General features: G+C 71.0%; 24 protein-coding genes, 3 tRNA genes and 1 pseudogene. 12 read left to right on the top strand and 16 right to left on the bottom strand.

All coding sequences use genetic code 11. From position 1 onward, the window contains the following. Window positions 1-17 precede the first annotated feature (17 nt). From IEX31_RS13025 to IEX31_RS13015, 3 genes and pseudogenes are all read right to left on the bottom strand, one after another. Window positions 18-809 (bottom strand): glycoside hydrolase family 16 protein, encoded by a 792-nt coding sequence (locus tag IEX31_RS13025; RefSeq protein ID WP_188743862.1) that lies wholly within the window; start codon window positions 807-809, stop codon window positions 18-20. Window positions 810-835: 26 nt separating this feature from the next. Further along, window positions 836-1,846: a malate dehydrogenase gene (locus IEX31_RS13020; protein WP_188743861.1), complete on the bottom strand. Its 1,011-nt coding sequence runs from the start codon at window positions 1,844-1,846 to the stop codon at window positions 836-838. Window positions 1,847-1,897: 51 nt separating this feature from the next. Then, window positions 1,898-2,170: pseudogene (locus IEX31_RS13015) on the bottom strand (DUF427 domain-containing protein); the annotation flags it as partial. Window positions 2,171-2,246: 76 nt separating this feature from the next. Between IEX31_RS13015 and pip the strand changes: the two are divergent. Both pip and ypfJ read left to right on the top strand, forming a co-directional pair. Continuing rightward, complete coding sequence (gene pip / locus IEX31_RS13010; protein ID WP_188743859.1) at window positions 2,247-3,353, top strand: prolyl aminopeptidase; 1,107 nt, start codon at window positions 2,247-2,249, stop codon at window positions 3,351-3,353. Between the two features lie 9 nt (window positions 3,354-3,362). Next, window positions 3,363-4,238, top strand: a complete 876-nt coding sequence (gene ypfJ, locus IEX31_RS13005; RefSeq protein ID WP_188743858.1) for a KPN_02809 family neutral zinc metallopeptidase — start codon at window positions 3,363-3,365, stop codon at window positions 4,236-4,238. Window positions 4,239-4,333: 95 nt separating this feature from the next. Here the strand turns inward: ypfJ and IEX31_RS13000 are convergent, their stop codons facing one another. Both IEX31_RS13000 and IEX31_RS12995 read right to left on the bottom strand, forming a co-directional pair. Further along, window positions 4,334-5,029, bottom strand: a complete 696-nt coding sequence (locus IEX31_RS13000; protein WP_188743857.1) for an alpha/beta fold hydrolase — start codon at window positions 5,027-5,029, stop codon at window positions 4,334-4,336. A 61-nt stretch (window positions 5,030-5,090) separates the two neighbouring features. Beyond that, window positions 5,091-6,029 (bottom strand): EamA family transporter, encoded by a 939-nt coding sequence (locus tag IEX31_RS12995; protein ID WP_188743856.1) that lies wholly within the window; start codon window positions 6,027-6,029, stop codon window positions 5,091-5,093. A 98-nt stretch (window positions 6,030-6,127) separates the two neighbouring features. On the opposite strand from IEX31_RS12995, the gene IEX31_RS12990 reads away from it, so the two are divergent. From IEX31_RS12990 to IEX31_RS12975, 4 genes are all read left to right on the top strand, one after another. Continuing rightward, entirely contained in the window at window positions 6,128-6,448 is a 321-nt protein-coding gene (locus IEX31_RS12990; protein WP_308423514.1) for a cell wall-binding repeat-containing protein, read from the top strand. 107 nt (window positions 6,449-6,555) lie between these two features. Further along, window positions 6,556-7,671 carry a zinc-dependent alcohol dehydrogenase family protein gene (locus IEX31_RS12985; protein WP_308423509.1) on the top strand — a complete coding sequence of 372 codons (1,116 nt, stop codon included), beginning with the start codon at window positions 6,556-6,558 and terminating at the stop codon, window positions 7,669-7,671. Window positions 7,672-8,025: 354 nt separating this feature from the next. Next, window positions 8,026-8,607, top strand: a complete 582-nt coding sequence (locus tag IEX31_RS12980) for a dihydrofolate reductase family protein (RefSeq protein WP_188743854.1) — start codon at window positions 8,026-8,028, stop codon at window positions 8,605-8,607. A gap of 31 nt (window positions 8,608-8,638) precedes the next feature. Next, the gene (locus IEX31_RS12975; RefSeq protein WP_188743853.1) at window positions 8,639-9,664 is read left to right on the top strand and encodes a PHP domain-containing protein; all 1,026 of its coding nucleotides are present in this window, start codon (window positions 8,639-8,641) and stop codon (window positions 9,662-9,664) included. Between the two features lie 34 nt (window positions 9,665-9,698). On the opposite strand, the gene IEX31_RS12970 is transcribed toward IEX31_RS12975, so the two are convergent. The 3 genes from IEX31_RS12970 to IEX31_RS12960 form a co-directional block, all read right to left on the bottom strand. Continuing rightward, window positions 9,699-9,911, bottom strand: a complete 213-nt coding sequence (locus IEX31_RS12970; protein WP_188743852.1) for a hypothetical protein — start codon at window positions 9,909-9,911, stop codon at window positions 9,699-9,701. 71 nt (window positions 9,912-9,982) lie between these two features. After that, window positions 9,983-10,285 carry an antibiotic biosynthesis monooxygenase family protein gene (locus IEX31_RS12965; RefSeq protein WP_188743851.1) on the bottom strand — a complete coding sequence of 101 codons (303 nt, stop codon included), beginning with the start codon at window positions 10,283-10,285 and terminating at the stop codon, window positions 9,983-9,985. Between the two features lie 9 nt (window positions 10,286-10,294). Beyond that, window positions 10,295-10,495, bottom strand: coding sequence for a hypothetical protein (locus IEX31_RS12960; RefSeq protein WP_188743850.1), 201 nt, complete (start codon window positions 10,493-10,495; stop codon window positions 10,295-10,297). 453 nt (window positions 10,496-10,948) lie between these two features. Between IEX31_RS12960 and IEX31_RS12955 the strand changes: the two genes are divergently transcribed. Continuing rightward, the gene (locus IEX31_RS12955; RefSeq protein WP_188743849.1) at window positions 10,949-11,395 is read left to right on the top strand and encodes a helix-turn-helix transcriptional regulator; all 447 of its coding nucleotides are present in this window, start codon (window positions 10,949-10,951) and stop codon (window positions 11,393-11,395) included. On the opposite strand, the gene IEX31_RS12950 is transcribed toward IEX31_RS12955, so the two are convergent. The 7 genes from IEX31_RS12950 to IEX31_RS12920 all read right to left on the bottom strand — a co-directional run bounded on the left by IEX31_RS12950 (window position 11,385) and on the right by IEX31_RS12920 (window position 14,645). After that, window positions 11,385-11,720 (bottom strand): DUF7882 family protein, encoded by a 336-nt coding sequence (locus IEX31_RS12950; RefSeq protein ID WP_444541793.1) that lies wholly within the window; start codon window positions 11,718-11,720, stop codon window positions 11,385-11,387. The genes IEX31_RS12955 and IEX31_RS12950 overlap by 11 nt on opposite strands. A 266-nt stretch (window positions 11,721-11,986) precedes the next feature. After that, entirely contained in the window at window positions 11,987-12,373 is a 387-nt protein-coding gene (locus IEX31_RS12945) for a DUF2255 family protein (protein WP_188743847.1), read from the bottom strand. 41 nt (window positions 12,374-12,414) lie between these two features. After that, complete coding sequence (locus tag IEX31_RS12940) at window positions 12,415-13,185, bottom strand: PspA/IM30 family protein (RefSeq protein WP_188743846.1); 771 nt, start codon at window positions 13,183-13,185, stop codon at window positions 12,415-12,417. Next, the gene (locus tag IEX31_RS12935) at window positions 13,182-13,808 is read right to left on the bottom strand and encodes a hypothetical protein (RefSeq protein ID WP_188743845.1); all 627 of its coding nucleotides are present in this window, start codon (window positions 13,806-13,808) and stop codon (window positions 13,182-13,184) included. Before IEX31_RS12935 ends, IEX31_RS12940 begins: the two co-directional genes overlap by 4 nt. A 474-nt stretch (window positions 13,809-14,282) precedes the next feature. Further along, window positions 14,283-14,355 (bottom strand) — tRNA-Phe (locus IEX31_RS12930). Between the two features lie 88 nt (window positions 14,356-14,443). Next, window positions 14,444-14,517: transfer RNA gene (locus IEX31_RS12925), tRNA-Asp, on the bottom strand. A 52-nt stretch (window positions 14,518-14,569) separates the two neighbouring features. Further along, window positions 14,570-14,645 (bottom strand) — tRNA-Glu (locus IEX31_RS12920). A 357-nt stretch (window positions 14,646-15,002) separates the two neighbouring features. Between IEX31_RS12920 and IEX31_RS12915 the strand changes: the two genes are divergently transcribed. Together IEX31_RS12915 and IEX31_RS12910 are read left to right on the top strand one after the other, a co-directional pair. Next, window positions 15,003-16,214, top strand: a complete 1,212-nt coding sequence (locus IEX31_RS12915) for a M23 family metallopeptidase (RefSeq protein WP_229662343.1) — start codon at window positions 15,003-15,005, stop codon at window positions 16,212-16,214. Continuing rightward, the gene (locus tag IEX31_RS12910) at window positions 16,207-17,502 is read left to right on the top strand and encodes a C40 family peptidase (RefSeq protein WP_188743843.1); all 1,296 of its coding nucleotides are present in this window, start codon (window positions 16,207-16,209) and stop codon (window positions 17,500-17,502) included. Before IEX31_RS12915 ends, IEX31_RS12910 begins: the two co-directional genes overlap by 8 nt. 169 nt (window positions 17,503-17,671) lie before the next feature. Here the strand turns inward: IEX31_RS12910 and ppa are convergent, their stop codons facing one another. After that, window positions 17,672-18,157: an inorganic diphosphatase gene (gene ppa / locus IEX31_RS12905; RefSeq protein WP_188743842.1), complete on the bottom strand. Its 486-nt coding sequence runs from the start codon at window positions 18,155-18,157 to the stop codon at window positions 17,672-17,674. An 81-nt stretch (window positions 18,158-18,238) separates the two neighbouring features. On the opposite strand from ppa, the gene tilS reads away from it, so the two are divergent. The 3 genes from tilS to hpt all read left to right on the top strand — a co-directional run bounded on the left by tilS (window position 18,239) and on the right by hpt (window position 20,519). After that, window positions 18,239-19,357 (top strand): tRNA lysidine(34) synthetase TilS, encoded by a 1,119-nt coding sequence (tilS, locus tag IEX31_RS12900; RefSeq protein WP_188743841.1) that lies wholly within the window; start codon window positions 18,239-18,241, stop codon window positions 19,355-19,357. A 117-nt stretch (window positions 19,358-19,474) separates the two neighbouring features. Further along, entirely contained in the window at window positions 19,475-19,897 is a 423-nt protein-coding gene (locus IEX31_RS12895; RefSeq protein ID WP_188743840.1) for a hypothetical protein, read from the top strand. A 70-nt stretch (window positions 19,898-19,967) separates the two neighbouring features. Then, the gene (hpt, locus tag IEX31_RS12890; RefSeq protein WP_188743839.1) at window positions 19,968-20,519 is read left to right on the top strand and encodes a hypoxanthine phosphoribosyltransferase; all 552 of its coding nucleotides are present in this window, start codon (window positions 19,968-19,970) and stop codon (window positions 20,517-20,519) included. Window positions 20,520-20,534 lie beyond the last annotated feature (15 nt).

Genomic DNA, 20,534 nt, shown 5'->3' with positions numbered 1-20,534 from the left:
ACCAGCGTAGGGGCGGCTCAGCGCGGCACGTACTCGCGGACGTGCGCCACCTCGAACACGAGCGGATGCGACGAGGTGTCGCGCGGGGCATCCGTCGGCAGCTCGTAGACGTCGAGCATGAGCTGCACCGGGTACGCGATCGACTGCGGCACGGGCTTCACGAGGCGCCCGTCGATGAAGAACCGCAGTCGGTCGGGCAGCCACTCGACCGCGTAGTCGTGGAACTCGGTGAGGTCGCCGGCGACCCGCACCTTCTCGAAGTCGAGCTCGAGGCGCGGGTCGTGCTGCGGCTTCACCCCCACGCCGACGAGTCCGCCGTCGTCGTCGATCTCGCGCCCGAAGATCTCGAAGATGCAGATCTCGCCGCTGTCGGCGGGTTCCTCCTCGAACCCGATCGCCCAGAGCGCGACCATGGCCGCGGGGTGGCGGATGGCCCGCGCCCGGGCCTCGACGACGCCGAGGCGCGGCAGCCACAGGCGCTCCTCGTCCTGCTCCTCGCGCACGACGAGCCCCGGGCGGAACCGGTGCTGGCCGACCGGGCTGTCGATCGGCCCCGAGAACTCCCCCGTCTGCAGGTGCGAGACCCGCACGTCGCCGTCGAACTCCGGCGACCACGGCGGCGTGTCGGCGTCGATGCGGAGCTTCAGCGTTCCGGCCGAGACCTCGTGCCGAGCGGCCGTCGCGGCCCGTGAACTCCAGTGCGGCAGGTAGTGCGGCAACCAGCGCGTTCGCGCGAGCTCGTCACCGTCGAACCGCTCGTCGACGAGAAGCCGGTAGGCCGACAGGTCGAGCGCCGGGGCATCCGTCATGGCCGCATCCTCCTCGATGGGCGGGGTCAGATCAGGTCGAGGGCGCGCACGGCGTCGCGCTCGTCCACGAGTTCCGCGACGCTGGTCGCAAGCCGGTGCTGCGCGAACGCATCGAGGCTGAGGCCCTGCACGATGCGCCAGCTGCCATCGACCGATTCGACGGGGAACGACGACACCAGGTCCTCGGGCACGCCGTACGACCCGTCGGAGACCACGGCCGCGCTCGTCCATCCGCCCGTCGTGCCGTGCACCCAGTCGCGCATGTGGTCGATCGCCGCGTTCGCCGCCGAGGCGACGGACGACGATCCGCGCACCTCGATGATCTCCGCGCCCCGCTTCGCCACCCGCGGGATGAACTCGTCGACGATCCATTCGCGCGCGGCGTCGACGCCGCCGAGCCGCGCCGCGAGGAGCGCGGGCACGGGGTCGCCTGCGGCGGTGGCATGTGCGACATCGGGGAACTGCGTCGCCGAGTGATTGCCCCAGATCGTGACGTTCCGGATGTCACCCACGGGCGTGTCCATGGCGGGCGCGAGCTGCCCGAGCGCGCGGTTGTGGTCGAGGCGCGTGAGGGCGGTGAAGCGGTCGGCGGGAACGTCGGGCGCGTGCGCCGACGCGATGAGCGCGTTCGTGTTGGCCGGATTGCCCACCACGACGACGCGGACGTCGTCGGCGGCGCCGGCGTTGATCGCCTCGCCCTGCGGGCCGAAGATGCCGCCGTTCGCCGCGAGCAGGTCGCCCCGCTCCATGCCGGCGGCGCGTGGTCGCGCGCCGACGAGCAGGGCGTGGCTGGTGCCCCGGAAGGCCGCCTTCGGGTCGTCGTAGACCTCGACCTGGTGGAGGAGCGGGAACGCGCAGTCCTGAAGTTCGAGCGCTGCGCCCTCGGCGGCCCGCAGGCCCTGGGGGATCTCGAGCAGGTTCAGCCGCACAGGGGTGTCGGGCCCGAGCATGGCGCCCGAGGCGACGCGGAAGAGCAGGGCGTAGCCGATCTGGCCTCCAGCGCCCGTGATGGTGATCGTGACCGGCGTGACGCTCATACCGCGAGCCTACGCCGCGGCCGACCGCCGTGTTCGCGGGGGCCCGCCGGCTCACCACCCCGCGGTGCCCGCTCCGCCCTTGAGCGGGCCCGCGACATCCGACGTGATCCAACCGCCGTAGAAGCCGCCCGGCTGCGGCGTCACGCGCTCGCCGTCGACGGTGCACGCGTCCATCGCGCCGGCATAGACGGCGACCCGGTCGGCCAGCTCCTCGAATCCCGGCGCGGGTGTCGGGTAGTTCCAGGCGGCGCGCGGCACCACGACGTCGCCGCCGCGCAGGCTCAGGTAGCGGGCCGAGCCCTTGAACTCGCAGAACGGGGCGCCGCACGGCCGGCTCGGCCGAGGGCTGCGGCGGCGCGGCATGAGTGCGGGGCATCCCCCGGTCGTCTACCGTGTGGGCATGAGAGACCTGTACCCGGAGATCGAGCCGCTCGAGACGGGCATGCTCGATGTGGGGGACGGCCAGCACATCTACTGGGAGGTCTCGGGCAACCTGGAGGGCAAGCCGGTCGTCTTCCTGCACGGCGGGCCGGGTGGCGGCACGAGCCCTGCGCACCGCCGCCTGTTCGACCCGAAGCGCTACCGCATCGTGCTCTTCGACCAACGCGGTTGCGGGCTGTCGATCCCGCACGCGAGCGAGCCGGAGGTCGACCTCTCGGCGAACACGACCTGGCATCTCGTGGCCGACATGGAGCGGTTGCGCGAGCACCTGAGCATCGACCGTTGGCAGGTATTCGGGGGTTCATGGGGGAGTGCTCTCGCACTCGCGTACGCCGAGACCCACCTCGAGCGGGTCACCGAACTGGTGCTGCGCGGCATCTTCACCCTTCGCCGTCAGGAGCTCGACTGGTTCTACGAGGGCGGCGCCGCCGCGGTGTTCCCCGACCTGTGGGAGGACTTCATCGCGCCTATTCCACTGCTCGAACGGGGCCACCTCATCGAGGCGTACGCGCGCCTGCTCCGGCATCCGAACCCCGAGGTGCACCAGTTGGCGGCCGTGGCCTGGTCGCGCTGGGAGTCGTCGACGATCACGCTGCTGCCGCAGGCCGACACCATCGCGCGCTTCACGGAGCCCGAGTACGCCACCGCGTTCGCCCGCATCGAGAACCACTACTTCCGCCACGGCGGCTGGTGGGAGGAGGGACAGCTCATCCGCGATGCGCCGCGCCTCGCGGGCATCCCCGCCGTGATCGTGCAGGGTCGATACGACATGTGCACGCCCGCGATGACCGCGTGGGAGTTGCACGCGGCGTGGCCCGAGGCCGAGTTCCACCTGATCGCCGACGCCGGGCACGCGTACGACGAGCCCGGCATCCTGGATGCCCTCGTCCGGGCGACGGACCGGTTCGCGGGTCACGAGGACGACGACCCCGATGACGACGGTGTGGATCGTGACGACGGCGGGGATGACGACGACGGGGAGGAGGATGGAGCCGATTCCGACGCCGTTGTCAACGGGTCGCCCGGAGCCGGGCCTCGCCGGGTCTCGTACCGTGCTCCGGAGTAGCGTCGATCCATGACGTTCAACCCGAATTCGGACATCAGCGGCGGCAGGGCATCCAGGCGCGGTCGAACCACCGGCATCGCCGTCGGCGGTGGGCTCGGCGTGGTCGCCCTCTTCCTACTCTCGCAGTTCCTGGGTTTCGACGTGACCGGGCTCCTCGGCGGCGGAGGCCAGCCCGCGGCGGACGACTCTGCGCTCGAGCGGTGCCTGACCGGCCAGGATGCGAACGAGCGCATCGACTGCCGCATGCAGGGCGCGTCGGCCTCGCTCGAGGACTACTGGCAGGCGGAAGGGCCGAACATCGGCCTCGACTACGTCGGTCCGCAGGGATTCGTGCTGTTCGAGCAGGCGGTCTCCACGGCGTGCGGGAACGCGTCCTCGGCCACCGGCCCCTTCTATTGCCCGCCCGACCAGTCGATCTACATCGACACGAGCTTCTACGACCAGCTCGAGACCCGGTTCGGCGCGAGCGGCGGACCGCTCGCCGAGATGTACGTCGTCGCACATGAGTGGGGTCATCACGTGCAGAACATCGCGGGGATCCTCGAGCTGTCGCAGGACGGCCAGTCCGGCCCGACGTCGAACGCGGTTCGGGTGGAGCTGCAGGCCGACTGCTTCGCGGGATCGTGGGCGGCAGCGGCCTCGCGGACCGAGGACGAGCGCGGCGTGCCGTTCCTGCAGCCGATCACCCGCGAGCAGTACACGCAGGCGATCGACGCCGCGGCGGCCGTCGGCGACGACCGGATCCAGGAGGCCACGCAGGGCCAGGTGACCCCGCACTCGTTCACGCACGGAACGAGCGAGCAGCGGGTCCGCTGGTTCGAGACGGGGTACGAGCAGAGCGCGGGCGCCTGCGACACGTTCTCGATCGACGGCTCCCAGCTCTGATCGGAGCGATCGGCCGGGAGGGACCGGCCGGGAGGGACCGGCCGGGAGCGATCGGCCGGGAGCGATCAGCGCCCGGAGCGCCCGGCCGGCCGCGCTCAGCCGATCGCCGCGGCGATCGCCTGCCCGAGCTGCACGGGCTTGGTGAACTGCGGCCAGTGCCCGGTGGGCAGGTCGACGTAGTCGACGTGCGTGACCTTCGCGAGCTCGCGCGTGAAGGGCGACCCGGCGGCGATCCACGCGGTGAGCGCAGAGCTCGGGAACTCGCAGGCGATGATCGTGATGGGCACGTCGTAGCGCCGATCGTCGTGGAGCTCGATGCCGTCGTGGGCGACCCCGGTCGGCTCGGGCACCGCGCGCGCACGGAACGCGGCTCGCAGTTCGTCGTCGAGGTCGACGAGGTCGGCCTCCTCGAAGTCCGACCAGTCGGGCAGCGGGATCTCGCCGTCGACCACCGGCAGTTCGTCGTTGATCGGGTCACCCTCGGCTTGCGGCCCGGCGTCGACGTAGACGACGCGCGCGATGCGGTCGGGACGCGCATCGGCGACGCCATGCGCGATGGCCCCACCGCCCGAGTGGCCGACGAGCACGACCTCGCCCTCGAGTCGGTCGACGACGTCCACCACGGCGCCGATGTGGTCGCGCAGGCCGATGCCCGACCGGTCGGCGTCGACCGACTCGAGACCGGGCAGGGTGAGCGGGTGCACGCGGTGGCCGGCCTCCTCGAGCAGCGGCGTGACCTCCTGCCATGAGGATGCGTCGAGCCAGAATCCGGGGATGAGGATCACGTCCATGCGTGCATGCTACCGATGGCCTCCGACATCCCAGGGAACGCCATGAGCACGCGGGGGCCGATCAGGCGGGGAGCGCCCGCGGCGCCCGCCGCGCCCCGCCCGAGGCGAGCACCGTGATGCCGGCCGCGAGCACGAGGAGGCCGACGACGGCCCCGCCCGTCAGGGTCTCGCCGAGGACGGCGACGCCCAGGATCCCGGCCGTCAGCGGCTCGGCGAGCGTGAGCGTCGACACCGTCGCGGGCGCGAGGCCGCGGAGCCCCGCGCCGAAGAGGAGGTACGCGAGGGTCGTGGTGACGAGCCCGAGCCAGAGCGCCATCGCGAGCCCGGGGCCGGTCGCGAGCCACGAGGCATCCGTCGCCGCGAGCAGCGGCAGGCTCACGATCGCCGCCCCGCCGAACAGCGCGCCCACGCTGCCGGTGGGCGTCCATCCGCGGTCGAGGAGCGCCTTCGCCGCAAGCGTGTAGACGGCGTACGAGGTGCCAGCGCCGAGCGATGCGACGAGGCCCAGCGGATCGGTCGCGGCACGCTCCGGGTCGGTCGCGGCGGCGAGGATGGCGATACCCGCGGTGGCGATCACGGTCGCGACGAGCCAGCGATGGCCGGGGTACCGTCGCCGCAGCAGCCAGTCGAACGCGCCGGTGATCACGGGCGCCGCGCCGAGCGCCACGACGGTGCCGACTGCGACCCCGTTGGCGGCGGTGCCCGCGAAGAAGGCGGGCTGGTAGCCGAGCACGCCGAGCGCACCGATGACGACGATGAGCCACGAGGGAAGCGGATGCCGCGGAGCGACGCCGGGCGGCGATGCGGCGGATGTCCCGGTCGCGCCGCGTCGTCGCCCGGCGAAGTGCATGGCGAGCGCGACGAGCCCGAGCGCGCCACCGCCGATGAGGATGCGTGCCGCTCCCACCGACGCGGCGCTCGCGTCGGGGCCGAGTGCCTGGGCCGTGCCGGTGGTGCCGAAGCACACCGAGGCGAGCAGCACCGCCGTCACGAATCGCATGCCATATTGTTACACAATCTACGCCCTTCTCTCGCACGGCCCCTGTTCGGGGGGTCAGCTCGTTGCGACCGGGATGAACTTCCCCGACGCACTGTCGGCTGCGCCGGCCGCCGCGAACGAGCATCCTCGAGTCCTATCGACGCAACGGAGCCGACCGGTTCGCCACCTCGGTGATCACCAACCAGAAGCCCTTCCCACTCGCTGACGCCGCGTTCCTCGCGACGGACTCCACGTTCCCCGATGCCTTGGCGGGGGCAGCGCTCGCCGGGGCCCGGTTCGCGCCGATCCACCTGGTCCGTCAGGACTGCGTGCCCCTCGACGTCCTCGAAGAGATCGGTCGCCAGCATGTGCGCGATGTGATCCTCGTCGGTGGTGAGCCGACACTCAACTCGAATGTGATGAACCTGTACTCGTGTTGAGCGCCCTCCGGGGGCGCGCACTGCGCTCCCCCGAGTGAACCGGGGTCGAGCCGAACGGATGAGGACCCCCGGCGCTGAGTCCGGCTCACGGGCGGGTAGGCTCGCGGATGTCGCGGACGACGTCGGTCACGGGGGAGTCCGGCTTCGCGACATCCGTAGACCCGAACCGGAGGACCCCTGTGCGTGCCGTTCTCTTCACCGAATTCGGCAAGGCGCCCGCGCTCGCGGAGGTGCCGATGCCCGCGTGCCCGCCGCGCGGCGCCGTCATCCGCGTGCGCGCCACCGGGGTGTGCCGCAGTGACTGGCACGCCTGGATGGGACACGACGAGAGCGTCGCGCTGCCGCACGTTCCGGGCCACGAGTTCGCCGGGGAGATCGCCGAGCTCGGCCGGGAGGTGCCGGAGGATGCCGGCTGGAGCGTCGGCGACCGGGTGACCGCGCCGTTCATCTGCGCGTGCGGCCGCTGCGACGAGTGCCTCTCGGGCAACGAGCAGGTGTGCGATGCCCAGTCGCAGCCGGGCTTCACCCACTGGGGCTCGTTCGCCGAGTACGTCGTGATCGACGAGGCCGCGCTCAACCTCATCCGGCTGCCGGAGGGGCTCGGCTTCGTCGAGGCCGCGTCGCTCGGATGCCGCTTCGCCACCGCCTACCGCGCGATCGTGTCACGCAGCCGGCTCGCCCCCGGCGAGCAGATCGCGGTGCACGGATGCGGCGGGGTGGGTCTCTCGGCGATCATGATCGCCGTCGCGGCCGGGGTGAAGGTCTACGGGGTGGATGTCTCCGACGCCGCCCTCGAAGCGGCCGCGAAGCTGGGCGCGGTGCCCGTGCGCGGCGGCGAAGGGGCCGCGGATCGCATCCTCGAGGCATCGGACGGCGGCGTCGACGTGTCGGTCGATGCGTTCGGCAGCAGCGAGACCGCGCTCGCCTCGGCGCGCAGCCTCAAGAAGCGCGGGCGGCACGTGCAGGTGGGCCTGATGTTCGGCGACAGCGCGCTCGCCGCGATGCCCATGGACGCGGTGATCGCCGGGGAGCTCGAGATCCTCGGCAGCCACGGCATGGCCGCCCACGAGTACCCCTCGATGCTCGGGGCGGTCGCGTCGGGCGACTTCCGTCCGATCGAGCTCGTCGGTCGGCGCATCACGCTCGACCAGGTGCCCGAGGCGCTCGCCGCGATGGGCACGGCGGGCGGGTCGGGCTCGGGCATGACGGTCGTCGAGCTGTAGCGGCATCCGTGGATCGCGGCATCCACGAATCCGTCGAATGTGCCGATGGGTCGCCGGTACCGCGACGGCCTCACCCTCGACTGCCAGCTGGTCTCGTTCCGGATCGGGAACCCCACCCGTACGCCGAACCCGAGTCCTCGTCGCGCGCTGAGCGAGGTCGTGAACGCCGCGGCGCAGGCCGGGCCGGTCGCCGGGGTCGAGCGCCATCGTGGGAACGGTGATCGGCTGCGGCATCCGCTCGTGGGAGGTGGCTTGTGGGATCGCGAGAGGTTTGCCTGGTCGCGCGTCTTGTTGCCGACGGTTGTCAAACAATGGTGTTCGAGTTACGTTCGAAGATGACGAGAGGAAGATCTGATGCCCGAACTGACGGTCGACTTCATCACCTCCCTCGACGGCTACGGCGCCGCCGAGGGCTGGCCGGGCTTCTGGGGCATGGAGGGCCCCGAGTACCTCGGCTGGCTGGCGGACTCGCCCGAACGCGACCATCCCGCCCTGATGGGCGCGAACACCTACCGGCTCATGTCGGGGCTCGCCGAGCAGTACCCCGACGAGGCCGGCATGGCGGAGCTTGCGTCGATGCCCAAGGTGGTGTTCTCCTCGACGGTGCGGGAGCCCCTGGCGTGGCCCAACACCCAGCTCGTCTCGGGCGACGCGATCGAAGCAGTACGGGCGATGAAGCGCGACGGAACGCGACCGCTGCATACGCTCGGCAGCGTCTCGCTGTGCCGCTCGCTGCTCATGGCGGGTCTGGTGGATCGGTTCCGCGTCGTGCTGTTCCCCGTCATCACCGGGGCCACCGGCCAGGACCGGATCTACGACAGGTATCCCGACGTCGCGCTCGAACTCGTCGAGCACCGCCTGTTCGACGGGCGCCTGCAATTGCTCGAGTACGTCCCGACCGTGCTCGCCGGCCCGCCGGGGGAACATCCCGAGTGACGGATGCCCCAGGGCAGGCCAGAATGGGCTGATGGACCCGGTGGCCGCGCTCGAGGAGATCGCATTCCTGCTCGAGCGCGATCGCGCCTCGTCGTTCAAGTCGAAGGCGTTCCGGCGGGCGGCCGACGTCATCGGCGAGTACTCGGCCGACGAGCTCGCGACGCGCGTGCGCGACGGCCGGCTGAAGCGTACGAAGGGCATCGGCGACACGACGTACACGGTCATCGCCGAGGCGGTCGCCGGCGAGGTGCCCGCCTACCTCGCCGAGCTCCGCGCCCGCACCGGTCCCGCGACCACCCCGGCGAAGGGCGGCTTGCGTGCACGGCTCCTCGGAGACCTGCACGCGCATTCCGACTGGTCCGACGGCACCACGACGATCGCGACGATGGCTCGTGCGGCGGCCCTCGTGGGCCTCGAGTACCTCGTGCTCTCCGACCACTCGCCGAGCCTCCGGGTCGCGAACGGGCTCAGCGCCGAGCGGCTCCTCGAGCAGCTTTACGTGCTCGACGAGCTGAACGCGAGCGGCGCCGCCGGCGAAATCCGGGTCCTCTCGGGCATCGAGGTCGACATCCTGCTCGACGGTGACCTCGACCAGACCCCCGAGATGCTCGCTCGCGTCGACGTCATCGTCGCGAGCGTGCACTCGAAGCTGCGCATGGAGTCGCGCGAGATGACGGCACGGATGCTCCACGCCATCGCCCACCCGCAGACCAACGTGCTCGGCCACTGCACGGGCCGGCTCGTCGAGGGTTCGCGCGGTACGCGCCCGCAGTCGACGTTCGACGCGCGCGCGGTGTTCGACGCGTGCGCCGAGCACGACGTCGCGGTGGAGATCAACTCCCGGCCCGAGCGGCAGGACCCGCCCGACGAGCTCATCCAGCTGGCGCTCGAGGCCGGATGCCGCTTCACGATCGACAGCGACGCGCACGCGCCCGGGCACTTCTCGTTCCTCGACCTCGGCGCCGCGCGGGCCGAGGCGAACGGCGTGCCGGCCGACCGGATCGTCACGACCTGGCCGGCCGAACGACTGCTCGAATGGGCCGTCGTGCCGCACTGAGGGTCGCGGTCGCGGCTGCGCCTATGCTCGGCGCCTATCCTCGGCGCACGGCTCCGACCACCGCGTCGGTCGTGGCGTCGTCGGCCGGCAGGCCCGCCTCCTCGAGGCGTTGCCGCGCCATCGTCGTCAGATCGTCGACATGCCCGAGATCGGCGTCGCCGCGCAGTTGCTCGGCGAGGCCGACGATCTTGTCGTCGATGCTCGCCTCGTCGTGTCCCTCTTCGATGGGTTCGTCCTGGGTGTCCATGGGGCCAGCGTCGCATGCGACGCGAACGCGCGCTGCCCCTTGACAGGCCCGAGAACCGGATGCGACGACGCTCAGCGTCGCACGAACCCGCCGAGCCGCGTGCCGCGGCCCGAGATGCCGGCGAGCACGTCGTCGAGTGCCGCGTAGGCCTCGCCGTGCTCGGCTGTGAAGCGGTCGAAGGATGCCTCGTCGCGCCAGCGGTCGATCGTCAGGTATCGGCCGGGCGCCGCGGCATCGGCGAGCAGCACCACCTCGAGGAACCCCTCGGCAAGCCCGAAGAGGCGCGCCCAGTCGCCGTCGGGTCCGTAGGCGTCTTCGAACGCATGACGCGGGGCGGGATCCACCTCGTACGTCCACACGATCTCGTAGCTCATCGATCGACCTCAGCGCGCCCGGAGCTCGTTCAGGACCTCCACGAGCACGTTGGAGATGCCGTTCGCCTGGATGGCGAGCTTCGCGACGGCGTCGAACAGGGCACTGCCCTGGGTGACCTCGCCGCTGTCGGCGAGCGCGCCGATGGCCTCGGTGGTCTCGGACGCCAGCGCCTTCAGCATCTGCGACCGTTCGATCGGGTTGATCGGCATGGGATCTCCTTGCATCAGAAGCCGGATGAACCGGGGACTCCATTGTGACGTGACGGCCCCTCGTCGCTGTTGCATCCTCCACGATCGAACGTAGGGTGGATGCTCCCGGCCGCGCCGGCCGCACGAGCGAGGGAGGACCAGCATGACCGGAGTGCGACGAACCTCGCTCTCACTGCGCGATCCCGAGGCCGTCGAGTGCTGCCTCACCGACTTGTTTCCCGGCATCCGGTACGGGCGAAGCGATCCCGCCACGTTCCGCGTCGACATCGATGCCATGACGGCCGACCGGTACTCGATGGTCGACCTCGCCTGGGATGTGTCGGGGACCGCGGTCACGGGATCGACCGGGCGACGGGCAACGACGGGCTCCGCATCCACGCCACCGGCACGGCGCCGCTGGCGCCGGAGGCCGCGGCCTACTGGGGTGCGACGGTGCGCAGCATCCGACATGCGATGCATGCGACCCCCGACCTGTTCTCGCACCCGATGATCGCGGCGGCGAACTTCCACCAGCTCGCCACGGCGTTCCTGTGCGCGTTTCCGACGAACTGGCTCGAGGCCGGCGAGGGTCGCTCCGGCGGCTCGACCGTGGTGCGGCTCGCAATCGACTTCATGAGTGCCCATGTGGCCGAGCCGATCACCATGACGGATGTCGCGAATGCCGCGTTCGTCTCCACGCGCGGGCTGCACGCGGCTTTCACCCGCGAGCGCGGCGAGACCCCCATGCAGTACCTGCGACGGGTGCGACTGGATGCCGTGCGCGCCGACCTGCTCGCGGGCGGCGCCGACGTGACGGTGGCCGTTGTGGCACGACGCTGGGGCTTCGCGCACCTCCCGCGCTTCGCCGAGCGGTACCGTCGCGCATTCGGCGAGCGCCCGTCGGAGACCCTCAGGCGCTGACGGCCACGGCGCCGACCGGCGGTGCGAGCCCCGGCGGCTCGGGCGGCATCGGCGGTTCGGGCAAGATGACAAGGCCGCGGTTCGATGATGCCGACTCCGCGAGCTGCTCCAGCCAGGCGCGGTTGAGCAGCGGTCGGCGGTTGCCCGAGTACACGAACTCGAGCGGCGTTGCGGGACCGATCCAGGAGACGACCTCGGAGCCGTCGACCGGCACCGTGATCGCGAAGCTCTCGCGACGGCGGAGTTTGCTCACGACGACCACCTGCACATGGGCGAGGACGCGGTCATCGAGGGGAAGGGACATTCGGCCGTTGTAGACGATCATGCCCAAGTCGGGCCTCCACTGGTGGTACGGGGATGGGGACACGGCGACGGGGGACGGAGCGGCGAAGCTCCCCCCTTGCTTCGACGCCCCGGCCCGTCGGCCGTGGAGGTACCGTACGCCGGTCGGGCGCGACGTGACGTGCCGGGGCGGATGGCGTTCCGGAATCGGATCCCGCCTGCCGGTTCGGGATCAGCAGGTATGTTCCGCCCACGCGATGCATCTCAACTCCGTCCGGATCGTTGCATCCATCCGGTCGCCGAGCCCGGTCAGCCGGCTCGGGCGGGCTCCAGCCGGAGCGTCGTCGCGACGACCTGCGGACCGACCACGGTGGCGACGATCCGCGGGCCGTGGCGGTCGTACTTCGCGTGGTACGCCGCGTCGATCGACGTGTGCACCGCGGCATCCGGCTCCGCGAAGGAGACATCGCGCTCGACGCCGGCCGCGCGGATGCGCCCGGAACCGCTGGCCTTCGCCCGCACGAACCACGGGTTGTCAGGTCCGTACGCCGATCGGACGTACAGGTCGTCCCCGACGCGCACGGCCCAGATGGTGATGTACGGCCGCAGCGATCCGTCGCGTCGCCGCGAGGAGATGCCCACCTCCTCGCTGCCGCCGATGATGTCGAGTTCGTCCTGGGTCCACCCGGTCGTCATGCGCCCCCTTCGTATACGTCGATTCTCCCGGCCGGTCGCGGCTACTGGGCGGTCGGCCCTTGCCCGATGCTCAGCCATCCATCCGGACGGTCAGTGCTCCGGCCACCGGCTGAGCTGTTCGCCTGCTTCATCGCCCGCAGCTGACGCTCCACATCCGACTGCGCACTGAGGGAGGCGAGTTGCCGTTCGATGTCGGCGTCGGGTGCCGCGGTGAGGTCTTGGAGCGCGCCGCTGGAGAGCAGTTCGTCGGTCGCGGCGGCGCGGGCCTGCATCTGGGCCACCCGGTCTCGTGCCCGGTCGAGGCTGGTGCCGATGTCGTTCACCGTCGCGCCGATGCCGGCCACGGCCTCGTTCGCCTTCACCTGCGCTTCGGACGCGGTGTAGGTGGCCTTGATCGTCTCCTTCTCGATGCGGAATGCCGCGACCTGCTCGGCGAGCCGGCGCTCGCGCTCCTCCAACTGCGCGGTCTGCTTCTGCATCGCCGTGTACTGATCTTGGAGCTGCGCGACCTGGCGCTCGATCAGGGAGCGGCGCTCGAGTGCGGCGCGCGCGAGGTCCTCCCGTCCTTGACTCAGGGCCTCGTGGGCCTGGCCGGCCAAGCGCTGGTATCGCGCGCCCAGCTCCTGGCCCTGCAGGTCGATCCGCTTCTTCGCCGTGGCGACCTCGGCGAGCGCCTTCCGGACCTGTTGGAGCAGCTTGACCTGCTGGTCGTAGCTGTCATCGAGCAGTTCGCGAGGGTCCTCGATCTTGTTGAGGGCCTTCGAGGTCTTGCTCCGGAAGATGGTTCGCATTCGCGAGGTGTTGTCGCTCATGATCTGGTCCCCTTGTTGTCTCGAACGATGGATGCCGCCGTCGACGACGGCCGAGTCGGCTCGAAGCGCTCGTCGCCTCGGTTGAGTCGCTGCAGTTCCTGCACTCCGGCGTGCAACGCGGCGATCTCACGGTCGACGTCGGATTGCAACGTGGTGAGGGTGTCGTCGGTCGGGGCCGCCAGGCCCGCGGCGACCGCCGACCGCAGCCGACGCACCAAGCCGACGACCTGGTCGACGCGATGCCCGGCCGCGGGGAGCTCCACGGCCAGCACCCCGGCGTCGGTCTCGCTTTCCATCAGCCGCAACTGCAGGTCCAGGGCGACGCCCTCATCGTTGATGCGACGGAACAGCCGCGGAAGCTCGCCACGCGGGCCGTCGCCGCGGGCCGCGAGGTCGACCGCCGCCTGTCCGCTGCCGAGCGCCTCACCGAGCCGCACACGCAGGGTGAGGATCCTGCGCTGCGGACCCGAACTGAACCAGGCGCGAGTACGGAGCATCGCCCCGGCGAGGTTGCGGTTGCGGCGAATGCGCTTGATCAGTGCCCGCGCGATGAAGACGACCGTGGCGATCGAGAGGACGACGATGACCAGGAGGCTGACGAGGACCCAGATGAGGATGTCCACGCCTACCACCTCCGCCTGCCTGCGACGGGACACTGCCCGGTCGCGGTGAGTCGATTTCCGTGATTCGGGTCCATGTGTCCCCCTTGATCAAGCCTTCGCTTCGCCCCACGTCCGAAACGCGATATAACGCAAACCTACGCTGGCAACTGCCCGAGCGTTAGTGCATGGGGGAAATTCGGAGCATCGAGACGCCCACGTCGGATCGCGCTCCGCAAGGGGGTTGATTCACGATTGCGGCCGGGTGATATCCCGCCTTCGATGATGGTATGCCAATGTTCCATCCTACTTCCGTGTACACGGGCGAGCTTGCTCGGCATGGGGGTGGTCCGGGGAGGTGGCCTGGTGCTCGGGTTCGGCGTTTCCCGGAAAGCCGTTCAACTTCTCAACCTGCCGTCCGGCGGTGCGGACTCTCGCGATAGTGCCGATGAAACGCGAAGACCCCCCGGGTGACCGGGTGACCGGGGGTTTTCGATGTGGCTCCGACCGGCATCGATCCGGTGACCTTTCGATTTTCAGTCGAACGCTCTACCAACTGAGCTACAGAGCCTCGGGGCATCCGCCGATCGAAACCGGACGAGGTGCCTCGATAAGGAGAAAGCCCCTTCTCTCGAAAGGGAAAGGGCTTGTCGCCTGAGCGACCCTGACGGGACTTGAACCCGCGACCTCCGCCGTGACAGGGCGGCACGCTAACCAACTGCGCTACAGGGCCTCGTGTGGAGTTCTTGCGAACACCGGCTGTTCAATTGTAGTGGACCTCGTCGTGGTGACCCCAACGGGATTCGAACCCGTGCTGCCGCCGTGAAAGGGCGGTGTCCTAGGCCACTAAACGATGGGGCCGAGTGGCCGTGCCCGAGGGCATGACCGCCGACAAGCAAGCATACGTGCCATCGCCCGCAATGGCAAAACGCCGGCGGCGGATGCCCCGAGCCCCGCCTGCGGCATCCGCCACACCCGCCCGAAATCCTCGGAAACCGCGCGCGCCGTGCCTATCGTGAGGGCTGCACCTGTCCGCACCAGAGCCAGGAGCGCGGGGCCCGAGCCCGCGTGGACCGGGGAACCATGAGCCGAACCACCGACCGCAGGCCGACCGTCAGAGCCCGACCCGCTCCCCGAATCGGGGGCCGCCGGGGGGCTGCCGCACGCCTGCTCGGCCGTCGTGTGCGGCAGGTGTTGGCGGGAATCTCGATCGCGGCCATGGCCCTCGCCGGTGTGGCCGCGGCGCCGGCCGGTGCCCAGGCAGCGACCTATCCGACCTGGGACGAGCTGCAGGCGGCGAAGGCGAACACGGCCGCAGGCGCCGCGGCGGTGGAGCAGATCACGTCGCTCATCGCGCAGCTCGAGACGGACGTCGCGGTGACGCGCGCCGAGGCGGAGCGTCGCACCGACGAGCTCATGGCGGCGCAGCAGAAGTTCGATGACGCGGTGCTGCGCGCCGACCAGATCCAGGCGCAGGCGCAGGCATCGGCCGCCGAGGCCGCCGCCGCCGAGGAGAACGCGGGGCAGGTCGCCGCCCAGCTCTACCGCGCGGGCACCGGCGACGTCGGCGTGAACCTGTTCCTCGACGCCGGCAACGCCGCCGCGACCGAGGCGCTGCTCGCCAAGCTCGGCAGCATGGAGAAGATGGTCGAGCGCACGTCGGGCATCTACAACCAGGCGCAGGAGAAGCAGAATGCGGCCCGTGCGCTCGCCGACCAGGCCGAGGTGGCCCGCGCCGAGCGCGAGAAGCTCCGCATCGCCGCAGAGGAGGCGCTCGTCGTCGCGCAGGAGGCGCAGGCGGCGGCCGAGGCGGCGCTCGCCGAGTCGCAGGCCAGGAAGATCCAGCTGGAGCAGCAGCTGGCCTTCCTGAAGGACACCGAGGCGAAGACCGCGGCGGCGTACGAAGAGGGCGAGCGCATCCGGAAGGCCGAGGAGGAGCGGCGCCGCCAGGAGGAGGAGCGCCGTCGGCAGGAGGCCATCAGGAACGGCTCACCCGGCGGGGTCGTGTCGTCGGGATGGGCGAAGCCCGCGGCCGGCTGGATCAGCGGCACCTACGGGCCCCGCCAGGTCGTCTGCGGCGGCGGCTACTGCTCCAGCCCCTTCCACTACGCGGTCGACATCGCAACCGGATGCTCCGCGCCCATCTTCGCGGCCAACAGCGGCGTCGTCACCTTCTCGGGCTGGTCGGGCAGCTACGGCAACTTCATCAAGATCGACCACGGCGGCGGGATCTCCACGGGGTACGCGCACATCCGCGACGGCGGCCGGTTCGTGGGCCCGGGCGAGTGGGTCGAGTCCGGGCAGAACATCGCGTCGAGCGGCACGACGGGTGCGTCCACGGGCTGTCACCTGCACTTCGAGGTGTATTCGGGCGGCAGCCGCATCGATCCCTACTCGTTCATGGCCGACCGGGGTGTCTGGCTTGGCTGACCAGCGCACGCGTCCCGTGTCGCGGGTGAAGCCGGCGACCCTGTTCTCGACGGTCGCGGTGGGCGCCGTCACGGCGTCGGTCGTCGCGTCGGGCGGGCCGGCCATGGCCGAGCCTGACTATCCGTCGTGGGGCGAGATCGAGCAGGCCAAGCAGAACGAGCAGACCAAACAGGCCGAGATCGCGCGGGTCGGCGAGTTGCTCACGGGTCTGCAGCGAGCCGCGGATGCCGCGGTGCAGGCGTCGATGATGGCCGACGAGGCCTGGCGCGTCGCGATCGACGGACTCGACCGGGCGGCCGAGCGCGAGCGCACGCTCGGGCGGCAGGCCGACGAAGCCGATGCCGTGGCCGAGATCTCGGAGATGCGCGCGGGGCTCCTCGCCGCGCACCTGGCCAGAACCGCCGGTGACGACCTCACGACCGAGCTCGTCTTCGCGGGCGACGACTCGCAGGCGCTGTTGCAACAGCTCGGCATGGCCTCGCAGCTCGGGCTGCAGGCGAACGGCATCGCCGGGCAGGCGATCGCCGAGCGGAACACGGCCGACGCGCTGCGTGCGCAGGCTGCCGACGCCGCGAACGAGCGGGAGCGGCTTGCGGCGCTCGCCGAGACACGGGCCGACGAGGCGCGTGCTGCCGCCGACGCCGCGAACGCCGCGGTGGCGGCGCAGGATCGGAAGTCCGAGGAGCTCTACGCGCAGCTCGCGAGTCTCAAGGACTCGACCGCCGAGCTCGAGCGGCAGCGTGCCGAGGGGCAGGCGCGGGAGGCGGCGGAGGCGGCAGCCGCGGCGGCTGCGACTGCGGCGGCGACGGCGACGGCGGCTGCGGCGGCTCAGCCCGTACCGCCGGCAGCGCCCGCTCCTCCAGTACCCGGCGGCTCAGGAGGGGGCGCGCCCGCTCCCGCGCCCGCACCACCCGACTCGGGTGCGGTGGAGGCGGCCATCGGGTTCGCGAGCCGGCAGCTCGGCGAGCCGTATCGACTGGGCGGCGCGGGGCCGGACGTCTGGGACTGCTCGGGCCTCACGAAGGTGTCGTACGCCAACGCGGGCATCTCCATCGGCACCCACTCGGCGACGAACCAGTACTACACGCTCGCCGCTCGTGGCCTTTCCGTGCCGGTGTCGCAGATCCGGCGCGGCGACCTGCTCTTCTGGGGCTCGGGCGGTGACTACCACCACGTCGCGATCTACCTCGGCGGCGGACGCATCCTCGAGGCGCCGCGGGAGGGCGTGCCGGTGCGCGAGTACTTCATCTGGGGCTCCCCGTCGGCGGCCGCCCGCCCCGCGGGCTGAGGTGCTCCCGCGCGTCGAGGAGGCGCGAAGCGGCGTCTCGGGACTCGCTCGCGACGCGGATTGGGGGCGAGGTGGCGGGACTACAGGAGAACGCACGATGTGCAGGACGGCCTTGACGTGCACGTCCTGGGAATCGAGCGATCTCCTGCCGGCGAAGGCTGGCCGATGCTCAGTGTCCGGGGTACGCCTCGATCGCCCTGGCGATGAGCGACTCGGCCTTGGCGGCGTCCGCCCAGCCCTCGGTCTTGACCCACTTGCCTGGCTCGAGGTCCTTGTAGTGCTCGAAGAAGTGCTCGATCTCGTTGCGGGTGAACTCGGGGATGTCGTTCACGTCCTGGATGTGGTTCCAGCGCGGGTCGCCCGCGGGCACGCCGATGATCTTCGCGTCGCCGCCGCCGTCGTCGGTCATGTTGAACACGCCGACCGGACGCACCTTCACGCCCACGCCCGGGAGGAGCGCATACTGCGTGAGCACGAGCACGTCGAGCGGGTCGCCGTCGTCGCCCAACGTGTTCTCGAAGAAGCCGTAGTCGGTCGGGTACGCGAACGACGTGTAGAGCACGCGGTCGAGGAAGACGCGACCCGTCTCGTGGTCGACCTCGTACTTGTTGCGGCTCCCCTTGGGGATCTCGATGACGGCGGCGTACTCGCCCATGCTGGTCTCTCCTCGTATCTGGAAGCTTCGGCCACGGCCGCCCGCGGGGGTGGGGCGCGCTCGGCGGAATAAGGTTACTTGATGCCTTCCGAGCAGCAGTCCGCCGGGCGCAGGCGGCGCCTCACCCCGCCGATCGCCGACGTGCGTCGAGCGGTGCGCCCGGTGCTGGCCGCCGTCGAGGGTCGAGCAGCGCCGAAAGCCCGAACCGAGACGCTCGACGCCACGGCGCGTCCGCTCGTGCTCGTCGCGCTGTCGGGCGGAGCCGACTCGCTCGCGCTCGCCGCGGCGACGGCGTTCGAGGCGCCGCGGGCGGGACTCCGGGCCGGGGCGGTCGTCGTCGACCACGGGCTGCAGGATGCCTCGGCGGATGTCGCGGCCGCGGCATCCGACATCGCACGTGCCCTCGGGCTCGACCCCGTGCTCGTGCGGCGGGTGGAGGTGACGGGAGAGGGCGGCCCCGAGGCATCCGCTCGCGCCGCCCGCTACGCGGCGCTCGACGCCGCCGCCGACGAGACGGATGCCGCGCTGGTGCTGCTCGGCCACACGCTCGACGACCAGGCCGAGACCGTGCTGCTCGGACTCGCCCGCGGATCGGGCACCGCGAGCCTCGCCGGGATGCCCGCCAGGGCGGGCAGGTACGCGCGGCCGCTGCTCGGGATCCGCCGTGCGACCACGAGGCAGGCCTGCCTCGACGCTGGACTCACGCCGTGGGACGATCCGCACAACTCCGATCCCGCGTACGCGCGCGTGCGCGTGCGCGAGCGCCTGCTGCCCGAGCTCGAGGCGGAGCTCGGGCCCGGCGTCGCCGAGGCGCTGGCGCGCACGGCCGAGCAGCTCCGCGAGGACGACGACGCGTTCTCGAGCCAGATCGACGAGGTCGTCGAGGAGATCTGCGAGCCCGCCGAGGCGGGCATCGCGGTGTCGGTCGGAGCACTCTCGGCGAACCCGGCCGCGCTCCGGCAGCGGATCATCCGGCACGTCGTGGCGGGCGAGTTCGGCGTCTCGCTCACGCGCTCGCAGACCCTCGAGGTCGCTCGCCTCGTGACCGACTGGCGCGGGCAGGGCCCGATCGACCTGCCCGGCGGCGTCCGTGCCCGCCGCGAGGGCGGTCGCATCATCGTTCAGAATTCAGGACCCCGTGCAGGATCCAGGAATGCCGAAGCTCCCGCACCCCTCCCCGAGGGCGAATCGCCGTCCTGATCGCCACATGACGTCGGACGCTCCTGAATTCTGCCCGAGTGATGGCGGGGTGTTCCTGAATCCTGCATGGGAGGCGGGTCTCTTGCGGGCGACGCCGCCGTGTGCCACGGTCGGGTCATGGATCGCCTCTCGGTGAAGAGGTGGCCGGTGGCCGTCGTCGTCTCCGCAGCGGTCGCCTGGCTGGGATTGTTCGTGCACAACCTCGCCGACCTCCCCGGCCAAGACCTCCTGAGCGTCGAGACGCTGGTGCCGACGCTCGTGACGGCGGTGCTCGTCGCGCACTGGTTCGTGCGGCCGATCCGGCGGGCGGTCACGTGGGGGCTCCTCGTGTGGGCGTGGCTCTCGCTGATCGGCGGCGTCATCAGCGTGCTCCCGCTCGACATCCTGCCGTACGAGCCGGCCCAGACCCCGGTGCACTACGGCTTCCATGCGCTGTACGCGGCGACGCAGGTGCCGCTCATCGTGGTCACCTCGCTCTGGCTCCGCGACACCCGCCGCGACCCGCAGCCCGAGAAGGCGCCCGACGCCGCCGACGAGTGAGCCCGGCGGCTGCGGCATCCCGCGGCGCTAGGCTCGTGGCATCCGTTCGCCGACCGAGACAGGGAGCAGCATGGACGCGCGCGAGATCGAGTCCGACCTCAGCGAGGTGCTCGTCACCGAGGCCGAGATCCACGAGAAGCTCGCCGAGCTCGCCCGCCGCATCGAGGCCGACTACGACGACAAGGACCTGCTGCTCGTCGGCGTGCTGAAGGGCGCGGTCATGGTGATGGCCGACCTGGCTCGCGAGCTGAGGTCGCAGGTCAACATGGACTGGATGGCCGTCTCGTCGTACGGCGTGGGAACGCAGTCGAGCGGTGTCGTGCGCATCCTGAAGGACCTCGACACCGACCTCACGGGGCGCCACGTGCTCATCGTCGAGGACATCATCGACTCGGGTCTCACGCTCAGCTGGCTGCTCGGCAACCTCGAGTCGCGCGGCGCGGAGTCGGTGGAGATCTGCGCCCTCCTGCGCAAGCCGGATGCCGCGAAGGTCGACGTGACGGTGAAGTACCTCGGCTTCGACATCCCGAACCAGTTCGTGGTCGGCTACGGCCTCGACTACGCCGAGCGCTATCGCAACCTACGGGATGTCGCGGTGCTCTCGCCGCACGTCTACAGCTGACGCGGCGCCGAGCCT

The organism is Agromyces bauzanensis, assembly GCF_014645655.1.
GTDB lineage: Bacteria > Actinomycetota > Actinomycetes > Actinomycetales > Microbacteriaceae > Agromyces > Agromyces bauzanensis.
The sequence above is the reverse complement of the archived record's forward strand: the minus strand, read 5'-3'. Positions and strand labels throughout refer to the sequence as shown.

Bases quoted from the DNA above. Each gene is read 5' to 3' on its own strand.
- IEX31_RS12995 (WP_188743856.1), bottom strand. From the start codon at position 6,029: ATGCGATTCGTGACGGCGGTGCTGCTCGCCTCGGTGTGCTTCGGCACC.
- IEX31_RS12950 (WP_444541793.1), bottom strand. From the start codon at position 11,720: ATGATCGTCTACAACGGCCGAATGTCCCTTCCCCTCGATGACCGCGTC.
- IEX31_RS12975 (WP_188743853.1), top strand. From the start codon at position 8,639: ATGGACCCGGTGGCCGCGCTCGAGGAGATCGCATTCCTGCTCGAGCGC.
- IEX31_RS13020 (WP_188743861.1), bottom strand. From the start codon at position 1,846: ATGAGCGTCACGCCGGTCACGATCACCATCACGGGCGCTGGAGGCCAG.
- ypfJ (WP_188743858.1), top strand. From the start codon at position 3,363: ATGACGTTCAACCCGAATTCGGACATCAGCGGCGGCAGGGCATCCAGG.
- IEX31_RS12985 (WP_308423509.1), top strand. From the start codon at position 6,556: ATGTCGCGGACGACGTCGGTCACGGGGGAGTCCGGCTTCGCGACATCC.
- ppa (WP_188743842.1), bottom strand. From the start codon at position 18,157: ATGGGCGAGTACGCCGCCGTCATCGAGATCCCCAAGGGGAGCCGCAAC.
- IEX31_RS12940 (WP_188743846.1), bottom strand. From the start codon at position 13,185: ATGAGCGACAACACCTCGCGAATGCGAACCATCTTCCGGAGCAAGACC.
- IEX31_RS12980 (WP_188743854.1), top strand. From the start codon at position 8,026: ATGCCCGAACTGACGGTCGACTTCATCACCTCCCTCGACGGCTACGGC.
- IEX31_RS13025 (WP_188743862.1), bottom strand. From the start codon at position 809: ATGACGGATGCCCCGGCGCTCGACCTGTCGGCCTACCGGCTTCTCGTC.
- IEX31_RS13000 (WP_188743857.1), bottom strand. From the start codon at position 5,029: ATGGACGTGATCCTCATCCCCGGATTCTGGCTCGACGCATCCTCATGG.
- IEX31_RS12970 (WP_188743852.1), bottom strand. From the start codon at position 9,911: ATGGACACCCAGGACGAACCCATCGAAGAGGGACACGACGAGGCGAGC.
- IEX31_RS12915 (WP_229662343.1), top strand. From the start codon at position 15,003: ATGGCCCTCGCCGGTGTGGCCGCGGCGCCGGCCGGTGCCCAGGCAGCG.
- IEX31_RS12895 (WP_188743840.1), top strand. From the start codon at position 19,475: ATGGATCGCCTCTCGGTGAAGAGGTGGCCGGTGGCCGTCGTCGTCTCC.
- IEX31_RS12955 (WP_188743849.1), top strand. From the start codon at position 10,949: ATGCATGCGACCCCCGACCTGTTCTCGCACCCGATGATCGCGGCGGCG.
- IEX31_RS12960 (WP_188743850.1), bottom strand. From the start codon at position 10,495: ATGCCGATCAACCCGATCGAACGGTCGCAGATGCTGAAGGCGCTGGCG.
- tilS (WP_188743841.1), top strand. From the start codon at position 18,239: ATGCCTTCCGAGCAGCAGTCCGCCGGGCGCAGGCGGCGCCTCACCCCG.
- IEX31_RS12965 (WP_188743851.1), bottom strand. From the start codon at position 10,285: ATGAGCTACGAGATCGTGTGGACGTACGAGGTGGATCCCGCCCCGCGT.
- pip (WP_188743859.1), top strand. From the start codon at position 2,247: ATGAGAGACCTGTACCCGGAGATCGAGCCGCTCGAGACGGGCATGCTC.
- IEX31_RS12945 (WP_188743847.1), bottom strand. From the start codon at position 12,373: ATGACGACCGGGTGGACCCAGGACGAACTCGACATCATCGGCGGCAGC.
- hpt (WP_188743839.1), top strand. From the start codon at position 19,968: ATGGACGCGCGCGAGATCGAGTCCGACCTCAGCGAGGTGCTCGTCACC.